Raw genomic sequence first — 21,088 nt, forward strand, 5'->3', positions numbered from 1 at the left:
GTGGTCTCCGCGCGGCGTCGGCGAGGCGTCCGGCTTCGGCGTGGTCGAGGAGCTCGCGGACGCGCTCGGCGCGGCCGTCGGCGCCTCGCGCGCCGCCGTCGACGCCGGCTGGTACCCGCACAGCAACCAGGTCGGCCAGACCGGCAAGCAGGTCTCCCCGCAGCTCTACGTGGCCAACGGCATCTCCGGCGCCATCCAGCACCGGGCCGGCATGCAGACCTCGAAGACCATCGTGGCCGTCAACAAGGACCCGGAGGCCCCGATCTTCGAGCTGGCCGACTACGGCGTGGTGGGCGACCTCTTCGAGGTGCTGCCGCAGCTCACCGGCGAGGTGAAGGCCCGCAAGGGCTGATCCGGCCGAGAGCGGACCACACACGCCGGAGGGCGTGGCACCGGGTACCCGGTGCCACGCCCTCCGGCGTTCGGCGTGCGGCCGCCGCTACTCCGCGAAGGCCGCCAGGTGCTGGGTGAAGCCGCCCTGGCTCGGCGGCAGCGGGCGCGGCTCGGCCGGCTGGACCCGCTCGACCTCCTCCTGGGGGAGCAGCGTCAGCTCCGGCTGGTCGGAGTCGGCCGACGGCGTCAGCCGGACCTTGGTGCCCACGGGGACGGTGCTGCGCAGGCCGTTGACGATGCACCAGACGTCGAAGCCCTCGGCCATCCTGATCAGCGACTTCTGCCGGGCGAGCGGCGTCCGCGCCTGCTCGACGGCGCAGCGGCGCACCACGCCGGTGCCCTCGCTGCGCTCCAGCCGAAGGTCGGTGGAGCCGCAGGTGGGGCAGAGCAGCCGCTGGAAGGTCGGGTTGTTGCACCACGTACAGCGCTGGAAGTAGAGCGGGGCGCTCCCGGCTTCGGCGTCGATGGCTGAGTGGACCACGGTGTCATCTCCCTGCTCTCGGACCTGGTTCCCGGACTGACAAAAAGGATAGGGAACTCAGTGCTGCCCTGTGAAGGCACTGAGTTCCCTTTTTGCTGCGCACATGCATAATGAAGGGTACTGAGTGCCGTCGTGAAACAGGAGTGCCGATCATGAGCCAGGACTTCGATCTCTTCCGGATCTCCGAGGAGCACGAGATGCTCCGTGAGGCGGTGCGTTCGCTGGCCGAGGCGAAGATCGCTCCGTTCGCGGCGGAGGTGGACGAGCAGGGCCGGTTCCCGCAGGAGGCGCTGGACGCGTTGCAGGGCAACGACCTGCATGCGGTGCACGTGCCGGAGGAGTTCGGTGGTGCGGGGGCGGACGCGCTGGCGACGGTGATCGTGATCGAGGAGGTCGCGCGGGTGTGCGGCTCGTCGTCGCTGATCCCGGCGGTGAACAAGCTGGGTTCGCTGCCGGTGCAGTTGTCGGGTTCGGAGGAGCTGAAGGCGAAGTACCTGGGGGCGCTGGCGCGGGGCGAGGGGATGTTCTCGTACTGCCTGTCGGAGCCGGAGGCGGGTTCGGACGCGGCGGGGATGAGGACGCGGGCGGTGCGGGACGGTGACTTCTGGGTGCTGAACGGGGTGAAGCGCTGGATCACCAATGCGGGTGTGTCGGAGTTCTACACGGTGATGGCGGTGACGGATCCGGAGCTGCGGTCGAAGGGCATCTCGGCGTTCGTGGTGGAGAAGGGTGACGAGGGGGTCTCCTTCGGTGCGCCGGAGCGGAAGCTGGGGATCAAGGGTTCGCCGACGCGTGAGGTGTACTTCGACAACGTGCGGATTCCGGCGGACCGGATGATCGGTGCGGAGGGGACGGGGTTCGCGACGGCGATGCGGACGCTGGACCACACGCGGGTGACGATCGCGGCGCAGGCGCTGGGGATCGCGCAGGGGGCGTTGGACTACGCGAAGGGGTACGTGCGCGAGCGCAAGCAGTTCGGGAAGCCGGTCGGTGACTTCCAGGGTGTGCAGTTCATGCTGGCGGACATGGCGATGAAGCTGGAGGCGGCGCGGCAGCTGACGTATGCGGCGGCGGCGAAGTCGCAGCGGGGGGACGGGGACCTGACGTTCTTCGGGGCGGCGGCGAAGTGCTTCGCGTCGGACGCGGCGATGGAGATCACGACGGACGCGGTGCAGTTGCTGGGCGGGTACGGGTACACGCGGGACTACCCGGTGGAGCGGATGATGCGGGACGCGAAGATCACGCAGATCTACGAGGGCACCAACCAGATCCAGCGCATCGTGATGGCCCGCAACCTGCCGTAGCCCGGCGCGCGGCGGTGCACCCGGCGGACCGCGGTGCACCGCCGGACACGCAGGTCCGGCTGTTCGAAGCCGGTGCTATGTTCCGGGAATGAGCGAGAAGGAAGAACAGGACCAGCCCATGAACGACGGGCCGCCGAAACCGGCGATGCGCGAGGCGCTGGTCGCCGCCGCCTTCGAGCTCTTCCTGGAACGAGGCTTCGAACAGACCACCATCGACGACATCGTCTCGCTCGCCGGGGTCGGCCGGCGCTCCTTCTTCCGCTACTTCCCGGCCAAGGAGGACGTGGTCTTCCCCGACCACGAGCGCAGCCTCGCCGAGATGACGGAGTTCCTGGAGTCCGGCAACGGCGAGGAGGACCCGGTCCGGCACGCCTGCGACGCCGCCCGCCTCGTCCTGCGGATGTACGCCGAGCAGCCGTCCTTCTCCGTGCAGCGCTACCGGCTCACCCGCAAGGTGCCCGGCCTGCGCGCGTACGAGCTGTCGGTGGTCTGGCGCTACGAGCACACGCTCGCGCACTACCTGCGCGGCCGCTTCGCCGACCGGCCGGACGGTGCGCTGCGGGCCGACGTGATCGCGGCCGCCGTCGTCTCCGCGCACAACCACGCGTTGCGGACCTGGCTGCGCTCCGGCGGAGAGAGCGACTGGATCGCCGAGGTGGACGCGGCGATGGCCTTCGTCACCGGCACCTGGAGCGACCGCCCGGCCGACAGTGCGTCGGGTGGCGCGGCGTCGGGCGGCGGTGCGTCCGGCGGTGCGTCGGGTGGCGCGGCCGCCGGCTCCGGCGGTGAGGAGGACCCGGACGACGTGGTGGTGCTGGTCGCCAGCCGCCGGGTGCCGCTCTGGCGGATGGTGCAGGGGATCGAGAGCGCACTGGGGGAGACCCGCCACGTGCAGCCGCGGTGATCCCGTGACTCTTCCGGGCTTCGTCGTCTTCTTCGTAGTCTTCTGAGCCTCCTGGGCTTCTGGGCCTCCCGCTTCTTGGTTTCCCGGCCTCCTGGCCGCCCGGCTTCTTGGTCTTCTGGACGGCGCTGCCTTCTGGACGACGCCGCCCTTTCGACGGCTCACCCGTGCGGCGTAACCCGCCCGGGGCGCGCCGTGCGGAGCGCGTCGGTTGCCGCGCGCGCCCCTGCGCCCCGGGCGAGACTCGGTCCCAGGACGGGGCCGGGCGGCGGCGGGCCCCGGGGAGCGCGAGGGAGCGGGCATTGTCCGAGCAGACCAGGACGGCGAGTGGCGGCCCCACCCTGCAAGAGGTGTTGCTGAAGAAGGGGTACCTCGGACTGCTGCTGGTCTCGGCCCTGGTCGGCATCCCGGTCTCGCTGGCCGCGTTCGGCTTCGTCAGTCTGGAGCACGAACTCCAGCACTGGATCTGGGAGAGCCTTCCCGACGCCGCCGGGTTCGACAGCCCGCCCTGGTGGTGGCCCCTGCCCGCGCTGCTGCTCGCCGGTCTGCTGCTGGCCCCGATCGTGACCCGGCTGCCGGGCCGCGGTGGCCACGTCCCGGTGGACGGGATCGGCGGCCCGCCGACCATGCCGAAGTCCGTCCCCGGCGTGGTGCTGGCCGCCCTGGCCTGCCTGCCGCTCGGCGCGGTCCTCGGCCCCGAGGCGCCGCTGATGGCGATGGGCAGCGGCCTGGCCCTGCTAGCGGTCGGCTCCGCCAAGCGGACGTCCCAGCCGCAGTTGGCACCCGTGCTCGGTGCGACCGGCTCGGCGGCGGCGATCTCCACCATCTTCGGCAGCCCGCTGGTCGCCGCCGTGATGATGATCGAGGCGGCCGGGCTCGGCGGCCCACGGCTGATGGCGCTGATCCTGCCGTGCCTGTTGGCGAGCGGCATCGGCGCGCTGGTCTTCACCGGCTTCGGCCACTGGACCGGCCTGTCGATCGGCGCGCTCTCGCTGCCCTCCGAGCCACCGTCGGGCATCCCCGACCCCGGTGACTTCCTCTGGGGCATCCCCATCGCGGCAGCCGTGGCGGTGCTCTGCGTGGCGGGCCACACGATCGGAGGGGTGGTCAAGACGTACACCAACGGCGAGCCGCAGGGGCCCGCGCCGACCGCCCGCCGGACGGCGGCCCGTACGGTGGTCTGCGCGGTCGCGGTCGGCGTCTGCATCTCCGCGTACGCGCTGCTCACCGGGCGCTCGCCCGCGGAGGCGGCCCTGTCCGGGCAGATCACCCTCGGCGAGCTGGCCGCCGACCCGGCCTCCTGGTCGATCGGGGCGCTGCTGGCGCTGGCACTGTGCAAAGCGGTCGGCTGGGGCATCGCGCTCGGCAGCCTCCGCGGCGGCCCGATCTTCCCGGCGCTCCTGATCGGCGCCGCCGTCGGGGTGGCCTGCGCCCCGCTGCCCGGCTTCGGCACCGCGCCGGGCCTGGCGGCCGGGCTCGCCGCATCCGCCGCGGCGGTCACCCGGCTGCCGGTCACCAGCGCCGTGCTCGCGGCGGCGCTGCTCGGCGCGGACTCCACGAGCGCGATGCCGCTGCTGATCGTCTCGTCGGTGACCGCAGTGGTCGTGGGCGAGATGGCCCGAAGCCTCGTCCGGCGTCCGGCCGCCGCCCAGCGGGACGGGCACGACCGGGCGGAGGCGGGCTGACGCCAGGCCGGCCCGTGTCTCCGGCGTTCGCGTCCGACCCGCTCCTCCGACCCGCTCCTCCGGCTACGCCGACGGGACGGCGGCGGCCATCAGCGGGCCCCACGGCGCGGCGTCGAAGATCAGCGCGATCGAGGCGATCCGCCCGTCCCGCAGCCGGAAGTGCTCGGCGGTGCGCTGGGTGCCGACCGGCGAGGCGGTGTGCACGTCGTACACCAGCGTTGCCTCGTCCGGACCGTACAGCTCGCTGAGCAGCTCGACGCCGGTGACCAGCCCGAGGAAGCCGTCCAGCCCCGCGAGGTGGCCGGTCGGGCTGGACGAGGTGATCAGCGGGCTGCGGAAGGCGAACGGCTCGCCGGTCTGCGCGGCGGCGCCCGCCACGTCACCCCGGAACCGGGCCTCGTGGTACGCCCGGACGGTGTCCCGGGTCCGGCGGGTCTGGCGCGCCTGCTGGGGCTGCTGTTCGGCGGTGCCCTCAGTGCCCTCAGTACTCACGGTGCTCGCAGTGCTCATGGTGCTCCCCCTCCTGGTGAGTTCACGGCTTCGTGTCCGGCTGCTGCGGACGGTCGAGGTACTGCTCGATACGCTGCTGGTTCTCCACCAGGCGGAGGCAGAGGTGGCGCAGTTGGGCCAGCTCGTCGGGCGAGAACCCGTGGAAGACCGCCGCCATGGCGCGCTCGGTCGGTGCCCGGAACGCGTCCAGCCAGGCCCGCCCGTCCGGGGTGATCGCGACCAGGACGGCTCGCCGGTCGCGCGGGTCGGGCAGACGCCGGGCGAGGCCCTCCCGCTCCAGGGTGTCGACCAGCCCGGTGACGTTGCGCGAGCTGACGCCGCCGGCCCGGGCCAGCTCGCCGACGGTGAGCCCGCTCGTGCCGACTGCGCCGCTCGTGCTGGTCATTTCCGTCGTACCGGTCGTATCGGTTGTGTCGGCTGTATCGGTCGGGGTTGCCGCGCCCGCCTCCCCGGCCGCGTTCAGCCGGATCAGCACGTCCAGTGCGCCGGAGCTGAGTCCGCGCCCCTGGGTGCCGTGCGTCCGCAGCCGCTCGACGGCGTGGAACGCCGAGCGCGCGGCGGCCGCCGCCTCCAGGGCGAGGGTGTCCCCGCCGCGGGTGAACCCCGTCATGGCGGCCCGGACCCGGGTGTCGTACAGCCGGCCCTCGGCATCGCGGTCCAGCGGACCGGCGGCCGGCTCCTCGGATTTATGTACGTACTTCATAATGAAGTCATTCTGTAGATCGGGAGCGGTGCGTGTCAACGCCCGGGGCAGCACCGCGCGCGAGCGGAGGCGGCCCCAGGCCGACGAGGTGCGTCCGCGTCAACGACGGCTGGCCGTGCACCCGTTCGGCGGACAGCCGGTGAACATCCGTCGATTCGCCGGTGCCGACCGCGGTCCGTGCGGCATAACGGAGGGGTGCCCGCCCAGCACGGCGCACCGGAGCCCACCGGACCGGCCGAAGGACCTCACCGATGCCCCTGAAGAACTACGGCGTGCTCGCCGCCACCGCCGTCGAGCGGCGCCGCGAAGGCGCCACCGACACCCCGCACTACCAGATCCACCTGCGCGACGCGCAGGGCACCGACTACCGGGCGGCGGTCAACGTCCAGTCGCAGCAGTCCCCTTCGGACCTGCTCTACGTCGTCGTGGACGACTTCCGGCACCCGCTCACCGCGCTGCTTCCCGCCGCCGGCAGCGGCTGGACCGACCTCCCCTCGAAGCCCGGCACGGCGAGCCTGGACTTCATCCGCGGCAACCTCTTCGACCCGGCCGCCCTGCGCACGCTGCCGCCCGACGCCCCCGGCGCCGACAACGACCTCGCCGACCTGCTCGACCACTACGTCCAGCGCGCGATCAACGACCCGGCCGCCGCCGTCTACCTGATCGGCCAGCGCTTCGGTCCCGAGCCGACCATCCCCGACAAGGTGTTCGGCTTCACGCCCGGCAACGGCGTCCACGACATCCACATGAACCAGGGCAACAGCGGCCGCTTCCGCGCGGACGACGGCGTCTACCAGGACGGCGGGCTGCTGATCCACCTGCCCGCCGAGGACCGCTGGATCGCCGTCTTCCTCGCCTTCCAGTCGCAGGCCTGGCACACCGACGACGCCACCGGTCACGCGCTGCCGGACACCCCGCCGCGCCCCACCGACCCGACCGGCCACGACACCGCGCTGCGCATCGTCGCCGCCGTGGTCAACCCGGTCGGCCCGGCTCCCGAGGACGAGACGGTCACCGTGCTCAACACCTCCGCGGTGCCCGTCGACCTGGCCGGCTGGCACCTCGCCGACCAGGCCAAGCACCGGCTCGCCCTGCCCGCCGGGCCGCTGGCCGCCGGGGCCGTGCTCACCGTGCACGGCGCCGGCGGCTTCGAGCTCGGCAACCACGGCGGGGCGATCACCCTGCTCGACCCGAGCGGCCTCAAGGTGCACGGCGTCGCCTACACCGCCCGTCAGGCCGCGGCCGAGGGCCGGACGATCACCTTCTGAGGCAATCCGACGCCTTCCAACGCCTTCCAACGCCTTCCGACGTCTTCTGAGGCTCTCTGACGCTCTCTGGTGCCTTCCGGCGTCGCAGGCCTTCGCAGGCCGTCGCCGGATCCGGGTGCAGGCCCGGATCCGGCGACGCCGCCCCGCCCCTGCCGCTCTCCTCTTGTCCCTCGTCCGAGTGAGCCCCGGATTCACCGGGCCCGGCCGGGGCAGATCCCGCCCGTGACCACCTCCACACCGCGCCGTCGCCGGCGCCGTCGCCCGGCCGCTCCGCACCGGAAGCCGGCCCCCGCCAAGACCGCTCCCTCCACTCCTCCTCCAGCCTCGGCAGCACCGGCCACCGCCAAGCCGCCGACCGCGTCGGCCAAGCCGCTCGAACCGTCCGTCCCTCCCCTGTCGGCCGCACCGCGTGGCCCCGCGCCCGCGGCTCGGCGGACAGGGTGCTGCGACGTCTCCACCACCGAGCACCGCTCCCTCGGCGGCACCGTCATCCGCACGCACTGCCACCACCCCGGCTGCCCGGTCTGGAGCGCCCGTTGACGATCCGGACGCGGGTCGGCCGAGCGCCGCCCCGCGCCGCTCCAGGCCGCACCATGTCGCTCCAGGCCGAGCGCCGCCCCGCGCCGCCCTCGCCCGGCTCCGTCACCCCCACGTCCGCCGGAGGGTCAGCATGCCGTCGGGACCGGGGTCGATCCGGACGCCGAATCCGCGGCTGATCCGGTCGAGCATCTCCCGCATCCACTGCCCGTCGGCGTGCGAGGCGTGCCGAAGCCGCATCTGCCAAGCCTGGACCGGCGCCATGCGGGCACCGACCAGATTCCCGGTCCCCGGGTCCACCGAGACGAAGTACAGCAACCGCAGGTCGTCCCGGTACTGCTCGTGGCCGGCGATGCCCTCGTAGTCGTCGATGAAGTCGCCGCAGCCGTAGAGGATGAGCTTCCCGTGGTAGACCTCGACGGGGCGGGGGTGGTGGGAGGAGTGCCCGTGCACGACGTCGACGCCGCCGTCGACCAGGGCGTGGGCGAAGCGGGTCTGGTCCCGGGAGATCCGGTAGCCCCAGTTGGACCCCCAGTGGACCGAGGCGACCACGACGTCGCCCGGTCGCCTCACCTGCCGTACCCGGTCGACGACATCGGCTGCGTCGACGGCCGAGGCCTCCGAGACGAAGTCGACACCGGCCCGGTCCTCGGCTGCGCTCCACCGCCACGGAATGCCGCTGGACGCCGTCCCGAAGGAGAAGACCAGGACCCGCCCGCGGTCGTCGCCCCCGACGACCGCGGGCCGCCGGGCGGCGGCCGCGTCCCGTCCCGCTCCCGCCGAGTGCAGCCCCGCCCCCGCCAAGGCGTCGAGCGTCTCCCCGAGCCCACGGAGGCCGAAGTCCAGTACGTGGTTGTTGGCCAGCACGCAGACGTCAGGCCGGGCGGTGGCCAGGCACGGGACGTTGGCCGGGTTCATCCGGTACAGCACGTCCTTCCCCGGTGCGAAGGAGTTGCTGCGGGTGATGCTCGTCTCCAGGTTCAGCACCCGGACGTCGGGCGCGACCTCGTCGAGCAACTGCAGGGCCTCCCCCCAGGGCCAGGAGAAGTCGACCGGCCGGGGGATCGGGCCGCACACGGCCTCCGCCAACTCGACGTAGTCCCGCGCGTCCCGGACGTACGGCTCCCGCAACGTCGGATCACCGGGGTGCGGCAGGATCTGGTCGACACCGCGGCCGAGCATCACGTCGCCGCAGAGGAACAAGCTCAACGGTCCCGCGTCCACACCTCAACGCTAGGCCCGCCACCGTCGCGTCGCAGGTTGCGTGCCTCCCGCCCGGTCGTTCCCGAGCGGGACTACTGCGGCGACCTCGCCCGACGGGACTGCCCGGTGGAGCGGGCCGGGCCTCTCCGCGGCAAGCCACGGCCCCGGCGGGTGTTCGGGCTCCAACCTGCCACAGGGTTGTGACGCACCTTCATAGTGCTCCGTACGACGGCTTGCAAGGCGGTATGCCCCTCACTGTGGAACCCCGGGAGGTCTCGGCACAGCTCCGGCGGAAGCTCGCTGAATCTGTACATCTGTGCGATAGGACGGCTTCGCCTCCCCGGATGCCCTCGCGGCTTTCGCCGGCGGTCACACCCCAGCGGCCGAGACGGCTTGATGACAACGTCAGGAAAGAGTCGAGGCCAGAATCCGACCCGCCGATTGACGGGTGCCCGTCACCCACTGCCCCCGCCGATAGGCGGGGGAGGATCCTGCTCAGGTCGGAGAAATTGGGCCGATCCAAGCGAACGAGATTTGATCGTTATCAAACATGTTGCGAAATGGGCGTTTTGCCCAATGTGAGCGTGCTGTAATCGGTGGCGGTCCTTGGGGGGTCAGGAGCCGAAATCGCCGCAGTTGGGACCAGGTCTCACTGCCGGTCTGCCGCGATTTGTGCGAATGGATTCCACTGGGAGTTTTCTCGCGGCCTGCTTCATGGTTCGCGGGGGGAATTTCATGCCATGGAGAAGGGGAACCAATGGCGATCTCTCGATCTGTCCGCACGATATTTGTCGGTGCCGTCGCGGCGCTGGCACTTGGATGTCTGTCGACGCCTGCTGCGCAAGCGGGTGGCGCGGAGAACCACCAGAGCCCGGACGCGTGTGCCGATCACGTGACCAGTGGCTTCAAGTTCACTCTTTGGTACAACTCGTCGTACGCCGGGGCGCATCGAAACTTCGGAACCCCCGTCAATGACTTTGGGGATGAGCCCTATGGGGGTTCTGATCCGCACACCGAGCCGGAGCCGCTGTACTTCTGCCCTGATCAGGGTTCGGGCTCGGGGGTGGATGTGAAGAACAATGCCGCCTCCGCTCAGAATCGCGGGACGAGGTCCAATGCCGTTGTTTTTTACAACAGCTGGATGAACGGTGCCAGGGACACGCTCACGCCGATGTCCAGCTGGTTCAGGTTGAAGGCGACGTACAACAACAACGCGTCTTTCGACTGGCGCTGACCAATGCCGTGCCGGGTGGCGCTGCTGCCCGGCACGGCATCCGGCGTATTCATTCAACTCTCCTGCGCTGCCGAGTGAAATATCGGGAATTCGAAATGCTGATTGGTCGACGAGGTTTGGTGGCGCTTGGTGCCGCCGTGGTGTGTGTTACGGCCGCGGGGTGCTCTCACGAATCGTCGTCTTCGAGTGCCAGCTCTGGTTCAGCTTCGAGTTCGACTGTTCCGACCGGGGCCGCCGCACCACGTGCAGCTGACTTTGATCAGGCGAATCCGGCGACGTGGAAGCTTCCCCTGGAGGCGTACCTCATGACGGACGACGAGCAGAACCAGTTCGGACGTGCCATGGGATCGTTGACCGAGGACTGCATGCACAAGGCGGGATATGGCAGTTGGAGCTCGGCGCCGGACCTGCCCAAGGTGGGGCCCAAGACCCTGACCGACCTGCGGTACGGCATTCACGATGCTGTGCTGGTCGGCAAGCGGGGCTACCACCCGGACGCCGCGGAGAAGGCGGCCCACGATGCGGCGGTGGAGGCCGCAGTGGCCGGCGGCACCAGGGGTGCTGCGGCCGTGGCCGAGTCGGACTGCGGGCAGAAGAGCAAGCAGCAGATCGGCGACGCTCAGTCAGGTTTCCAGCTGGCCGAACAGCTGGCCAATGACGCCTTCACCAAGGCCAAGCAGGAACCGGAGGTTGTCGCGGCGTTCGCGCAGTGGTCGGCGTGCATGAAGGAGAGCGGCTACAAGTACCGCGAGCCACTCGATGCCGTGGACGACCGGAAGTTCAGCCGCGACGTGACCAAGGCCGAGATCGACACCGCGCTGGCCGATCTGAACTGCCGAAGCCGCAGCAACGTGGCGCTCGTCTGGTATCAGGCCGAGGTACGGCTGCAGAAGGACGCGGCGGAGAGGAACGCCCAGGCCTTGCACACGGCGCGCACCAGGCTGGACGCGACGCTGAAGAACGTGAGCGTCGTTCTGGCCGGTAAGCGCTAGGAGGCGCGGACAATGACATCCAGTGGCTCTGCCTCCGCCGCGGTCGAAAGCCCGGATCCTGTTCCGGCGCAGGCTTCCTCGAAAGCCGGGAGCCGGAACGACGGCTCCGTCAGGCGCCGTCGAGGGTTACTGGCCATTGTGGTAATCGGTTCGGCTCTGGTGGGTGCGGCGGGCGCGGGGGCCGCCGCACTGCTGAAGTCACCGGCCCAGGTGGCGGCAGAGACCGCTGCGCCCGTGCCGGACACGCTCACAGCGCAGGTGGAGCAGAGAGTGATCGCGGACATGTTGATCACCCGGGGGAAAGTCGCTGCCGCCTCAACCATTGAGATAGCCGTACCGGCCTCAGCGGGGTCGGGATCCCGCCCGGTGGTCACCAAGGTCAAGGCCAAAGCAGGCGACCAGATCGCCTACGGCAAGGCACTGTTCGAGATCTCGGGCCGTCCGGTGTTCACCCTCGCCGGCCCGCTGCCCGCCTACCGCGACCTGCAGACCGGAGCCACGGGCGAGGACGTCGCCCAGCTCCAGAAGGCCCTGGCCAGGCTCGGACACGGCACCGCACCAGATACCTCGGGCGTGTTCGGTGCAGGCACTGAGCGCGCGGTGATCGCGTTCTACAAGTCGATCGGCTACACCCCGGTCCGGCTTGCCCTGAACGCACCTGACGACAAGCCGAGCGCAGCGAAGGCGGCCCCGCCCGGCCCCGGCGACAGGAGCACCGACGGGAAGGCGACTCCGACGGCCGCGCCGACCGCGGCTCCCGAACCCCGGACCGTCGTGGTGGTACCGATGTCGGAGGTGGTGTTCCTGAGCACCCTACCCGCGCGGGCAGACACGGTCGTGGCCACCGTGGGCAAGGCCCCGGGCGAGAAACTGATGACGCTTTCCATCGGCGACCCGGTGGTAGTCGCCGAGGTGTCAACACGGGAGAAGGCCCTGCTGAAGGCAGGCCAACAAGCCGAGATCCTCACCGAGGAGAGCGGACTGAAGGTACCCGCGACCGTCCAGGCGATCACCGACGCTCCACCGGCCGGCAAGGGAGACCAGCCCGGGCCGGCCTCCGGCTACCTGCTGCGCGTAGTGCCCAACACCCCGCTGCCCGCCGAACTCGCCGGCAAGGAGGTCCGGGTCTCCGTCACCGCCTCCTCCTCGGAGGGACCCGTCCTCGCCGTTCCCTCCGCAGCTGTCTCAGCCGGCGCGGACGGCCAGACCAGTGTGAGCGTGCTCGGCTCTGACGGCAGTACCCGCCGCGTCCCGGTACGGCCCGGTATCTCCGGCAGCGGCTTCATAGCGGTCACCCCCGAAACCGGCGCCAAGCTGAACCCCGGAGACAAGGTCGTGGTGGGCAGCAGCCGATGAACGCACCCGTCATCGAACTACGACAGGCAGGCCTGACCTACCCCGGACCGCCCGAGGTGGCAGCACTGCGACCCTGTGACCTGACCGTCCAGCGTGGCGAATACGTCACGATCGTCGGCCCCTCCGGCGCAGGCAAGTCCACTTTCCTCAACATTGTCGGCCTGCTGGACGAACCGACCTGCGGCAGCTACCTGCTGGACGGCATCGACACCGCCGCCGCCAGCGACGCCGAGCGCACCGCCCTACGCGGCACGCGGATCGGATTCGTCTTCCAGTCCTTCCACCTGCTCGCCCACCGCACGGCCCGCGAAAACGTCGAACTCGCCATGGTCTACCAGCGCACCCCGCGCGGTGCGCGCAAGCAGCGAGCCGAACAGGCACTTCGCCGAGTCGGCCTCGGCCACCGGCTGGACGCGCTGCCCACCAGGCTCTCCGGCGGCGAGCGTCAGCGCGTCGCGATCGCCCGGGCGTTGGCGGCCGAGCCCTCCCTGCTGTTGTGCGACGAACCAACCGGCAACCTCGACTCCCAGACCGCGGCCTCCGTACTCGATCTGCTCGACGCCCTGCACCGTGACGGAATGACCATCGCCGTGATCACCCACGATCCCGAGGTCGCCCGCCGCGGCCAGCGGACCATCACCATCCGCGACGGCCAGGTGCTGGTATGAAACTCCCCCGCTCCCGGATGTCGCTGCGCGACCTCGCCGCGGAGGCCGTGGCCGGCATCATGCAGCGCCCGGCCCGTTCCGCACTCACCGCAGTCGGCACCGTCCTCGGTGTCGGTGCGCTGATCGCCGTCACCGGTCTGACCAGCACCGCGGCGTCGCAGATCGACGGCCGTTTCAGTGAACTGACCGCAACCGAGGTCACCGTCGACGACATCGCACCCGACATCACCGGCCAAGCCGGCCCGGCCTTCCCCGGTGACGCCGACGCCCGGATCCAGCAACTGCACGGAGTGACCGCCGCAGGCGTCTCCTGGCACGTGCGGCTCCAGACCGGCCAGGTTGTCGCGAGCGGCCCGTCCGGCGCCGCCTACACCACCACGGACCGCCAGGCCCAGCTGACCGCAGCCTCCGCCGGAGCCCTTCGTGCGGCCGGGGCGACCCTCCAACAGGGCCGCACCTACGACGAGTTCCACGACCAGCACCGCGAACACGTTGCTGTTCTCGGCGCAGCCACCGCTACTCGTCTGGGCATCACCAGTCTGCGCACCCAGCCCGCCGTCTTCATCGGCAGTACGCCCTTCGCCGTCATCGGCATCCTCGCCGATGTCCAGCGTCGCGCCGACCTTCTCACCTCAGTGATCGTCCCCCGCACCACCGCCGAGGAACTCTGGGGGCCGCCCACCGACGACCGCGCCAGGATGCTCATCACCACCCAGCTCGGCGCGGCCACGCAGATAGCAGCCGAGGCGCCCCTCGTGCTGCGCCCGGACCACCCCGACTACCTGCGGGCCACCCCGCCGCCCGACCCGCGCAGCCTGCGCTCGGGGGTGGAGAACGACCTGGGGCAGCTCTTCCTGCTGCTCGCGGCCGTGTGCCTGGTGATCGGCGCGGTCGGCATCGCCAATACGACGTTGGTTGCCGTTCTGGAACGCAGTGGCGAGATCGGCCTACGCCGGGCGCTGGGTGCCAGAGCTCGGCACATCACCACCCAGTTCCTTGCCGAATCCACGGCACTCGGCCTGATCGGCGGCCTGGTCGGCGCCTCCCTCGGCACCGTGACCATCGTCGTCGTCGCCGCCGCCAAACAGTGGACTCCTGTCCTGCACCCGGCGGCCATCGCCACTGCCCCGTTCCTCGGCCTCGCCACCGGGCTGCTGGCTGGGACCTACCCCGCCTGGCGGGCCTCCCGGATCCAGCCGGCCGAGGCCCTGAGACGCCACTGATGCCGCAGGCCACAGGGCTCGGGCGGGCGAGTTGAGTGTGGGGCGTCAGACCGTCTGTTTCATCCGCCTAAGCAGTTCGTGAACACTTGTCAGCGCAAGCGAAATGGGGGATATTCCGTATGGATGCCAAGGTGCTGGAAGCGCAGAAGTGGGTTAATTCGACCTATGGTGCGGTGTCCGGGTTCGTGCGAGCGCCAGAGGACGGCAAGACCAGCTGGGCCACGATGTACGCGCTGACCCGCGCGCTGCAGTTCGAGCTGGGGATCACCACTCTGTCCAACTCCTTCGGGCCCGGCACGCTGAGTGCACTGGCCGCGCGTGGTGACATCGGCCCGGCGGAGAAGAACGCCAACCTCGTCAAGATCATCCAGGGCGCCTGCTACTGCAAGGGCTACGAGCCCGGTGGCATCACCGGCACGTACACGGCGGGGACGGGCAAGGCCATCAACTCGATGATGGGCAACGCCGGCCTCGGCGCCCGCGCGAACGGCAATCTGTCCCCCAAGGTGTTCAAGGCACTGCTCACCATGGATGCCTACGTGGTCGTCGCGGGCGGCAACGGAGGCGTAGCCGGTTTGCAGCGGTGGCTGAACGCCACGTACATCGACCGTGCCCAGTTCTTCGTCATGCCGTGTGACGGATACTTCTCCCGCGACGTTCAGAAGGCCCTGATGTTCGCGATCCAGTACGAGCTCGGGATGACGGATGCGGAGGCCAATGGCCTGTTCGGCCCCGGCACCCAGCGCGGACTGCGGACGAAAACGCTTGAACAGGGCATGCAGGGCCGCTTCGTGGAGATCTTCAGCGCCGCGATGGTCTTCAACGGACAAATGTCTGCATTCCAGAGCACTTTTGACAGCGACCTCGCCTCGAAGGTCGAGGATTTCCAGCAGTTCTCCGGCCTGGAGGTGACCAGGAAGGCCGACTTCGCCACCTGGGCCGAGCTGCTCGTCTCCACCGGCGACCCGAGCCGGAGGGGAACGGCCGCAGACTGTGTGCAGACCGTCACCGATGCGCGGGCGAAGGCCCTCAAGGAAGCCGGCCACGTCGTCATCGGCCGGTACCTTGACGAACGGCCCAGCAAGGAGCCCTTGAACAAGGCGATCCAGCCCGGCGAGCTGGAGACGATATTCGCCAACGGGCTGCGGGTGTTCCCGATCTCCCAGTACTACGGCAGGGATGTCACCTACTTCACCGACAAGCAGGGGTACACCGATGCCGTCGATGCCCACACGGCGGCACTGAAGTACGGATTCGACCGGGGCACCGTCATCTACTTCGCCGTCGACTACGACGCCACCCAGGACGAGATCAACCGGTTCATCATCCCGTACTTCAAAGGCATCGTCGCCGGACTCAACTCCAGGGGGAAGCGGTACATCCACGGTGTCTACGGCTCGCGGAACGTCTGCGCCCAGGTGACAAGGCACACGTTTGCGCGGTTCTCGTTCGTCTCCGGGATGTCCACCGGGTTCTCCGGGAACATGGGGTTCCCTCTCCCCGGCAACTGGTCGTTCAACCAGATCGCCACCATTTCCGTTGGATCCGGGGACGGAAAGATCAGCATCGACAAGAACGTCCACCGACCTGACCAGGACCCAGGGGTGTCCTCGGTCAACAATCCCGGAGCCCCGGCCGATGCCTTCCTGAAGATGCTCGAGGACCTGTACGCCCTGTCGGTGAAGTACGACGACAAGGTGTACAGCCACAGCGAGCGCATCATGCAGTATCTGCGGCACCCGAAGTACACCGGCGCACAGTGGGACGTACTGGTGAACGCGCCGAGCCAGGGCTTCATCGACTACGTCAAGAACTCCGGCTTCACCCCCATGAAGAAGTTCCTGGACCCCTCGACGGGAGTCATGCTCAGCACCGACCACTGGGCCGCCGCGGCCAACGGAGCGTTCCAGTGGCTGCTCCCGGGGGGCAACGGCATCAACGGCGGGGACATGGCCGGCTGGGGAGGCGACCTGTGCACCTTCTACGCGGAGTGGAGGCGCGACCATGCCACCTACTCCTCCGGCTACACCTACGCCATGGACCGCCTCGCCAAGATCGATGTCGATACCACCTTCGGATTCAACGACCTCATCGAGGACGTCGACGGGTTCCTCATCGGGAGTGCCGTGAAGAAGGGCGCGACCATCATCGACGCGGCCCGGTCGATGTACACCGACGGCGGCCACGTCGCCCGCTACCAGCGGTTCTACGAGGCCCGGTTCGGCGGTACACCGGACAAGCTGACCAAGGTCACGGAGGAGATGCTGACCGGCGGTGACGTGACCATCTCGGCGGGCCGAACCCTGGTGATCACGGACCTCGCCGGACTCGACACCCTCATGCCGAGCATGCTGCCCGACGACAAGTTCGACGAGTTCGTCCAGGGATTCACCAAGACCCTCCTGGACCGCGTCGCGCAGGAGACCGGCAAACCGGCCAACCTCAGTGCCCCCAGCCCCAAGGAGCCGTCGTGATTGGCAAGGTCCTACTGGCCCTGCTTTACATTGCCCTGATCCTGGCCATGGCCAGATCCGTCGTTCGCGCGCACCGGCGCCACCCCGGCGCAACGCACCGGCTCGCCATTCGCCTGGCGATCTACTCCGCTCTCCTCGCCGGACCCGTCTATCTCTCCGGATACAGCGAGGGGTTCACCCTCGACATCGGCGAGAAGTGCGTCATGGCCGACAACGGTGGACGAATGGCCGGCGCCCGCCACCGCGAGGATGACCTGCTTCGCACCTCAGAGGGCCTGCTCCCTCTGAAAGTCGAATGCCAGTGGGAGGACGGCAGCGCCCTGGAACTGGTCCCCGGCTACGTCAACCCCCTTGTCTACACGTGCCTCACCGCCTCCGCCGTCTGCGCCGGCGCCGGACTGTTCGCCTACCTGAGGCGGCGATCGACCACCTTGAGGAGCCAGCAATGAGCCTGTTTGATTCCGCACGGCCGATAACGCGCCGCCGCCTTCTCACCGGTGCACTCGCTGCCACCGGAGCCGCAGCCGTCCACACCCTGGCGGTCAGCCGCCCCGCCGCGGCACAGCCGGCGGACAGGCCGAACGAATGGACGGAGCGAGTCAGCGCCAACGGCTGGCCCGTCGTCACCAAGGGCCTCGAAACCGTGAGGGTTGAGGGAAGCGACATCGCCCTCGACCTCCTGCCCGGCGCGGTCACCACGGTGCTGGCCTACGTGACCCGCCGTTTCCACTACGAGATCACGGCCCTCGCAGCCGACGACGTCCACGGATACACGACTCGTCGCGCCGTGGCAGCACCCTACGAATCGAACTACCTCTCCGGCACAGCCATAGCCCTGCACCCGGGCATGTACCCCGCAGGTGTCCGGGACGGACTCTTCCCCAACCAGTTGATCGTCATCCGTGACATCCTCGCCCAATGCGATGGCGTCGTCCGCTGGGGCGGCGACGAGAAGGTCGCCAAGGAAAGCCACTTCCAGATCGACACCGCTCCCAACGATGACCGGCTGAAGCGCCTCGCAGCCAAGCTCGGGAAACTGGCAGCACTGCCCGGCCAAGGCGCAGGATCGGGCGAGGAACTCGCCTTCACCAGCCCGCGGCTCGGCATCGCTCGCTCACTCTGGCAACAGCAGCAGTCGCGCTGAATGCGCCCGAAGGCGGTCGGACGCCACCCGACTCGGGGCGGCGTGTGACCGCACGGGACTTCCGCTCTGAGCACCCGGACCGGAGCGAGCTTCCGTAGTGCGGGGTCGCAGCAACATTCCTTGCTCATGCCGAGAGGGTCGCCCGGGGATGGTTCCCCGGGCGACCTTGCGTGCGGCGGACGGGCGGATTCCCGCGCCGAGTGCCAGGGCGGCCGGCGGTCGCACCCTCCTGGCCGCACAACTCGGTGTAGGTGGCAGCGATGGCGCCGGCGAGCGCGGTAACCGCCCGCTCGGCCGGCCGGCTACCCGTGGTGGCGTCGGACAGAGGGGTCCTCCAAAGCCTTGCTGAAACGGCTTGAGGCCCCTGGCCTCGGTGAGGTTCTCGCAGACGGGGCAGCAACTGGTGAGCGGTTCGATGAGCCACACCGACAGCGAGATGACCTTGGCGTCGCGTTCTCGGTGGCGGCTCGGGGCATTTGGGGGCGACGGGCGGCTTCGCGGGGCTGGTACATCGGCGTCGGCCCGATGGCTGCAAACGCAAAGTGCGGGCCAGGATTTCCCCTGACCCGCACTCGTTGTGTCCGAGGGGGGACTTGAACCCCCACGCCCGATAAAGGGCACTAGCACCTCAAGCTAGCGCGTCTGCCATTCCGCCACCCGGACTAGGTGTTGTCTTTGCGGCTTCCTCGGCCGCGCTGACAGATGTAACTGTAGCAAAGATCGGCTTGAGCTCCCAAAACGGCTCCGGGCGGGGGTGCGGGGGCCGGGGGCGGGGCAGGGGAGTGGTCTGTGGCGGGGGTGTGACCAGGGGGTTTCCTGTGGTTTCCCCCGGGTTCGCGGGGTGGATCCGGGTGGGGTGCTGGGGGAGTATGGGCGGACGTGCTCGTACGGCCCGGGTGCAGGTCCCGGGGGTGGCGCGGTGGTGCGCCGGTGCGGGGCTGAGACGAGGAGTGACCGTGAGCGAGCGGAGCGAGTCGACGGCGGGGCGGGCGGCGGCGCCGAAGGTGACGGCCGAGTCGGAGGTCGCCGAGATCTGTCGCGATCTGATCCGGATCGACACCAGCAACTACGGCGACGGCTCCGGGCCGGGGGAGCGGAAGGCCGCCGAGTACGTGGCCGAACAGCTCGCGGAGTTCGGTCTCGAACCCCAGATCTTCGAGTCGGCCAAGGGGCGGGCGTCGACGGTGGTGCGGATCGAGGGGGAGGACCGGTCGCGTCCGGGCCTGCTGATCCACGGGCACACCGACGTGGTGCCGGCCAATGCCGCGGACTGGACGTACGACCCGTTCGGCGGCGAGATCGCGGACGGGTGCGTCTGGGGGCGCGGCGCGGTCGACATGAAGGACATGGACGCGATGACGCTGGCCGTCGTCCGTGACCGCCTGCGGACCGGGCGCAAGCCCCCGCGCGACCTGGTGCTGGCCTTCCTCGCGGACGAGGAGGCGGGCGGCACGTACGGGGCCCGGTACCTGGTGGACAAGCACCCGGGTCTGTTCGAGGGCGTGACCGAGGCGATCGGCGAGGTCGGCGGTTTCTCGTTCACCGTCAACGACCAGACCCGGCTCTACCTGGTGGAGACGGCCGAGAAGGGCATGCACTGGATGCGGCTCACGGTCGAGGGCCGGGCCGGGCATGGGTCGATGGAGAACGACGACAACGCGATCACCGAGCTGTGCGAGGCGGTCGCGCGGCTGGGGCGGCACAAGTTCCCGCTGCGGATCACCAAGACCGTCCGGGCCTTCCTGGACGAGCTGTCGGACGCGCTCGGCGTCGAGCTCGACCCGGAGAACATGGACGAGACGCTGCGGGTGCTGGGCGGCATCGCCAAGATGATCGGCACCACGCTGCGAAACACCGCCCAGCCGACCATGCTCGGCGCCGGCTACAAGGTGAACGTGATCCCCGGGCAGGCGACCGCGCACGTGGACGGGCGTTTCCTGCCCGGCTACGAGGAGGAGTTCCTGGCCGAGCTGGACAGCGTGCTCGGCCCGCGCGTGAAGCGGGAGAGCCTGCACTCGGACAAGGCGATCGAGACCGGGTTCGACGGCGCGCTGGTGGAGGCGATGCAGACCGCGCTCCGTGCCGAGGACCCGATCGCGCGCGCCGTGCCGTACTGCCTCTCCGGCGGGACGGACGCCAAGTCGTTCCAGGACCTCGGGATCCGCTGCTTCGGCTTCGCGCCGCTTCAGCTGCCGCCGGAGCTGGACTTCGCCGGGATGTTCCACGGCGTGGACGAGCGGGTGCCGGTGGACGGGCTGAAGTTCGGCGTCCGGGTGCTGGACCGGTTCATCGACCTCAGCTGAGCAACCGGCCCCCGTGCGGGGGCGCGGCCCGTTCCCGGGGTGCCCGGGGGCGGGGCCGTCCGCATTGTCCGAGCTAATGATTTGGGACGGCGGAAAAATGATCCAGAGAAACGTTTCTCCCTGAGGTTTCAGGTCGACATCTTGTGCGAGGCATCACCGTTGCGGGTGAATGGGGAAAAGGTTCCGTACCCCGTTTGCCACACCCTCGTTCATTCCTTTGCAGCCCGCCGAACGGGCTGCGCAGTCCGTACAGGAGGAATGATGAAGGTCAAGAAGATCGCCGCCGTGACCGCCGCCACCAGCGGCCTGGTGCTGGCCGCCGCCGGTGTTGCGTCCGCCCACGGCGGTGCCGTGGCCGATGGTGTCGCCGCCGGCTCGCCGGGCGTGGTTTCGGGCAACCAGGTGCAGATCCCCGTGCACATCCCCGTGAACCTCTGCGGCAACACCGTCAGCGTGATCGGCGTTCTGAACCCGGCTTTCGGCAACCACTGCGCCAACTTCTGAGCGCAGGTTGACCGTGTGATCGGCTGACAGGCTGGTCATCGGGTTGACTACTTGGCCCCCGGGTGGCGGACGCGCCGCACCGGGGGCACTTCTCTGCCCGGACCCGTCCGGCCTGCTCCCGGCCACCGGGACCCGCTCCGGCCCGTTCGGGATCTCGCTGAATCCGCCCGGAGCTGTCCGGTCGCCTGTCCATGGCCTGCGGGTG

The 21,088-nt window shown here is 69.8% G+C and carries 18 protein-coding genes, 1 tRNA gene and 1 pseudogene; 15 read left to right on the top strand and 5 right to left on the bottom strand.

The annotated features are described in order from the left end of the window. Positions 1-352 (top strand): annotated as a pseudogene (locus C2142_RS40545) (electron transfer flavoprotein subunit alpha/FixB family protein); the annotation flags it as partial. A gap of 87 nt (positions 353-439) precedes the next feature. On the opposite strand, the gene C2142_RS30185 reads toward C2142_RS40545, so the two are convergent. Continuing rightward, entirely contained in the window at positions 440-874 is a 435-nt protein-coding gene (locus C2142_RS30185; protein ID WP_148645859.1) for a hypothetical protein, read from the bottom strand. Between the two features lie 152 nt (positions 875-1,026). Between C2142_RS30185 and C2142_RS30190 the strand changes: the two genes are divergently transcribed. From C2142_RS30190 to C2142_RS30200, 3 genes are all read left to right on the top strand, one after another. After that, positions 1,027-2,178, top strand: a complete 1,152-nt coding sequence (locus C2142_RS30190; RefSeq protein ID WP_148645860.1) for an acyl-CoA dehydrogenase family protein — start codon at positions 1,027-1,029, stop codon at positions 2,176-2,178. Between the two features lie 145 nt (positions 2,179-2,323). After that, a complete protein-coding gene (locus C2142_RS30195; RefSeq protein ID WP_148646025.1) occupies positions 2,324-3,082 on the top strand; it encodes a TetR family transcriptional regulator in 759 nt (252 codons plus the stop codon). Between the two features lie 299 nt (positions 3,083-3,381). Beyond that, the gene (locus C2142_RS30200; RefSeq protein ID WP_148645861.1) at positions 3,382-4,764 is read left to right on the top strand and encodes a chloride channel protein; all 1,383 of its coding nucleotides are present in this window, start codon (positions 3,382-3,384) and stop codon (positions 4,762-4,764) included. A 63-nt stretch (positions 4,765-4,827) separates the two neighbouring features. Here the strand turns inward: C2142_RS30200 and C2142_RS30205 are convergent, their stop codons facing one another. Further along, complete coding sequence (locus C2142_RS30205; protein WP_206671038.1) at positions 4,828-5,274, bottom strand: nuclear transport factor 2 family protein; 447 nt, start codon at positions 5,272-5,274, stop codon at positions 4,828-4,830. 22 nt (positions 5,275-5,296) lie between these two features. After that, positions 5,297-5,977 (bottom strand): MarR family transcriptional regulator, encoded by a 681-nt coding sequence (locus C2142_RS30210; RefSeq protein ID WP_148645862.1) that lies wholly within the window; start codon positions 5,975-5,977, stop codon positions 5,297-5,299. 251 nt (positions 5,978-6,228) lie between these two features. Here C2142_RS30210 and C2142_RS30215 point away from each other — a divergent pair, with 251 nt between their 5' ends. Further along, positions 6,229-7,245, top strand: a complete 1,017-nt coding sequence (locus C2142_RS30215) for a DUF2278 family protein (protein ID WP_148645863.1) — start codon at positions 6,229-6,231, stop codon at positions 7,243-7,245. 642 nt (positions 7,246-7,887) lie between these two features. Here the strand turns inward: C2142_RS30215 and C2142_RS30220 are convergent. Beyond that, on the bottom strand, positions 7,888-9,006 hold the full coding sequence (locus tag C2142_RS30220; protein ID WP_148645864.1) for a CapA family protein: 1,119 nt from the start codon (positions 9,004-9,006) through the stop codon (positions 7,888-7,890). Positions 9,007-9,742: 736 nt separating this feature from the next. Between C2142_RS30220 and C2142_RS30225 the strand changes: the two genes are divergently transcribed. The 8 genes from C2142_RS30225 to C2142_RS30260 all read left to right on the top strand — a co-directional run bounded on the left by C2142_RS30225 (position 9,743) and on the right by C2142_RS30260 (position 18,076). Then, complete coding sequence (locus tag C2142_RS30225) at positions 9,743-10,219, top strand: hypothetical protein (protein ID WP_148645866.1); 477 nt, start codon at positions 9,743-9,745, stop codon at positions 10,217-10,219. Positions 10,220-10,524: 305 nt separating this feature from the next. Next, complete coding sequence (locus C2142_RS30230; protein ID WP_148645867.1) at positions 10,525-11,211, top strand: hypothetical protein; 687 nt, start codon at positions 10,525-10,527, stop codon at positions 11,209-11,211. Positions 11,212-11,223: 12 nt separating this feature from the next. After that, positions 11,224-12,567 (top strand): peptidoglycan-binding protein, encoded by a 1,344-nt coding sequence (locus tag C2142_RS30235; protein WP_148645868.1) that lies wholly within the window; start codon positions 11,224-11,226, stop codon positions 12,565-12,567. Continuing rightward, positions 12,564-13,235: an ABC transporter ATP-binding protein gene (locus C2142_RS30240; RefSeq protein ID WP_148645869.1), complete on the top strand. Its 672-nt coding sequence runs from the start codon at positions 12,564-12,566 to the stop codon at positions 13,233-13,235. Before C2142_RS30235 ends, C2142_RS30240 begins: the two co-directional genes overlap by 4 nt. Next, on the top strand, positions 13,232-14,458 hold the full coding sequence (locus C2142_RS30245) for an ABC transporter permease (protein WP_148645870.1): 1,227 nt from the start codon (positions 13,232-13,234) through the stop codon (positions 14,456-14,458). Before C2142_RS30240 ends, C2142_RS30245 begins: the two co-directional genes overlap by 4 nt. A gap of 119 nt (positions 14,459-14,577) precedes the next feature. Continuing rightward, on the top strand, positions 14,578-16,932 hold the full coding sequence (locus C2142_RS30250) for a glycoside hydrolase domain-containing protein (protein ID WP_148645871.1): 2,355 nt from the start codon (positions 14,578-14,580) through the stop codon (positions 16,930-16,932). Continuing rightward, positions 16,929-17,381, top strand: coding sequence for a hypothetical protein (locus tag C2142_RS30255; protein WP_148645872.1), 453 nt, complete (start codon positions 16,929-16,931; stop codon positions 17,379-17,381). Before C2142_RS30250 ends, C2142_RS30255 begins: the two co-directional genes overlap by 4 nt. Continuing rightward, complete coding sequence (locus C2142_RS30260; RefSeq protein ID WP_148645873.1) at positions 17,378-18,076, top strand: hypothetical protein; 699 nt, start codon at positions 17,378-17,380, stop codon at positions 18,074-18,076. The genes C2142_RS30255 and C2142_RS30260 overlap by 4 nt, the downstream gene beginning before the upstream one ends. A gap of 578 nt (positions 18,077-18,654) precedes the next feature. Here C2142_RS30260 and C2142_RS30265 read toward each other — a convergent pair. After that, positions 18,655-18,739, bottom strand: a tRNA-Leu gene (locus C2142_RS30265). Between the two features lie 293 nt (positions 18,740-19,032). On the opposite strand from C2142_RS30265, the gene C2142_RS30270 reads away from it, so the two are divergent. Both C2142_RS30270 and C2142_RS30275 read left to right on the top strand, forming a co-directional pair. Continuing rightward, complete coding sequence (locus C2142_RS30270; RefSeq protein WP_241002863.1) at positions 19,033-20,379, top strand: M20/M25/M40 family metallo-hydrolase; 1,347 nt, start codon at positions 19,033-19,035, stop codon at positions 20,377-20,379. A 258-nt stretch (positions 20,380-20,637) separates the two neighbouring features. Next, positions 20,638-20,883 (top strand): chaplin, encoded by a 246-nt coding sequence (locus tag C2142_RS30275; RefSeq protein WP_148645874.1) that lies wholly within the window; start codon positions 20,638-20,640, stop codon positions 20,881-20,883. Positions 20,884-21,088: the final 205 nt, after the last annotated feature.

The sequence above is a fragment of the Streptomyces sp. CB01881 genome (assembly GCF_002953255.1).
GTDB lineage: Bacteria > Actinomycetota > Actinomycetes > Streptomycetales > Streptomycetaceae > Kitasatospora.

Excerpts from the sequence above, each read along its gene's own strand:
- C2142_RS30235 (WP_148645868.1), top strand. The coding sequence starts at position 11,224 with ATGACATCCAGTGGCTCTGCCTCCGCCGCGGTCGAAAGCCCGGATCCT.
- C2142_RS30210 (WP_148645862.1), bottom strand. The coding sequence starts at position 5,977 with ATGAAGTACGTACATAAATCCGAGGAGCCGGCCGCCGGTCCGCTGGAC.
- C2142_RS30240 (WP_148645869.1), top strand. The coding sequence starts at position 12,564 with ATGAACGCACCCGTCATCGAACTACGACAGGCAGGCCTGACCTACCCC.
- C2142_RS30190 (WP_148645860.1), top strand. The coding sequence starts at position 1,027 with ATGAGCCAGGACTTCGATCTCTTCCGGATCTCCGAGGAGCACGAGATG.
- C2142_RS30215 (WP_148645863.1), top strand. The coding sequence starts at position 6,229 with ATGCCCCTGAAGAACTACGGCGTGCTCGCCGCCACCGCCGTCGAGCGG.
- C2142_RS30250 (WP_148645871.1), top strand. The coding sequence starts at position 14,578 with ATGGATGCCAAGGTGCTGGAAGCGCAGAAGTGGGTTAATTCGACCTAT.
- C2142_RS30230 (WP_148645867.1), top strand. The coding sequence starts at position 10,525 with ATGACGGACGACGAGCAGAACCAGTTCGGACGTGCCATGGGATCGTTG.
- C2142_RS30195 (WP_148646025.1), top strand. The coding sequence starts at position 2,324 with ATGCGCGAGGCGCTGGTCGCCGCCGCCTTCGAGCTCTTCCTGGAACGA.
- C2142_RS30225 (WP_148645866.1), top strand. The coding sequence starts at position 9,743 with ATGGCGATCTCTCGATCTGTCCGCACGATATTTGTCGGTGCCGTCGCG.
- C2142_RS30260 (WP_148645873.1), top strand. The coding sequence starts at position 17,378 with ATGAGCCTGTTTGATTCCGCACGGCCGATAACGCGCCGCCGCCTTCTC.
- C2142_RS30245 (WP_148645870.1), top strand. The coding sequence starts at position 13,232 with ATGAAACTCCCCCGCTCCCGGATGTCGCTGCGCGACCTCGCCGCGGAG.
- C2142_RS30205 (WP_206671038.1), bottom strand. The coding sequence starts at position 5,274 with ATGAGCACTGCGAGCACCGTGAGTACTGAGGGCACTGAGGGCACCGCC.
- C2142_RS30275 (WP_148645874.1), top strand. The coding sequence starts at position 20,638 with ATGATGAAGGTCAAGAAGATCGCCGCCGTGACCGCCGCCACCAGCGGC.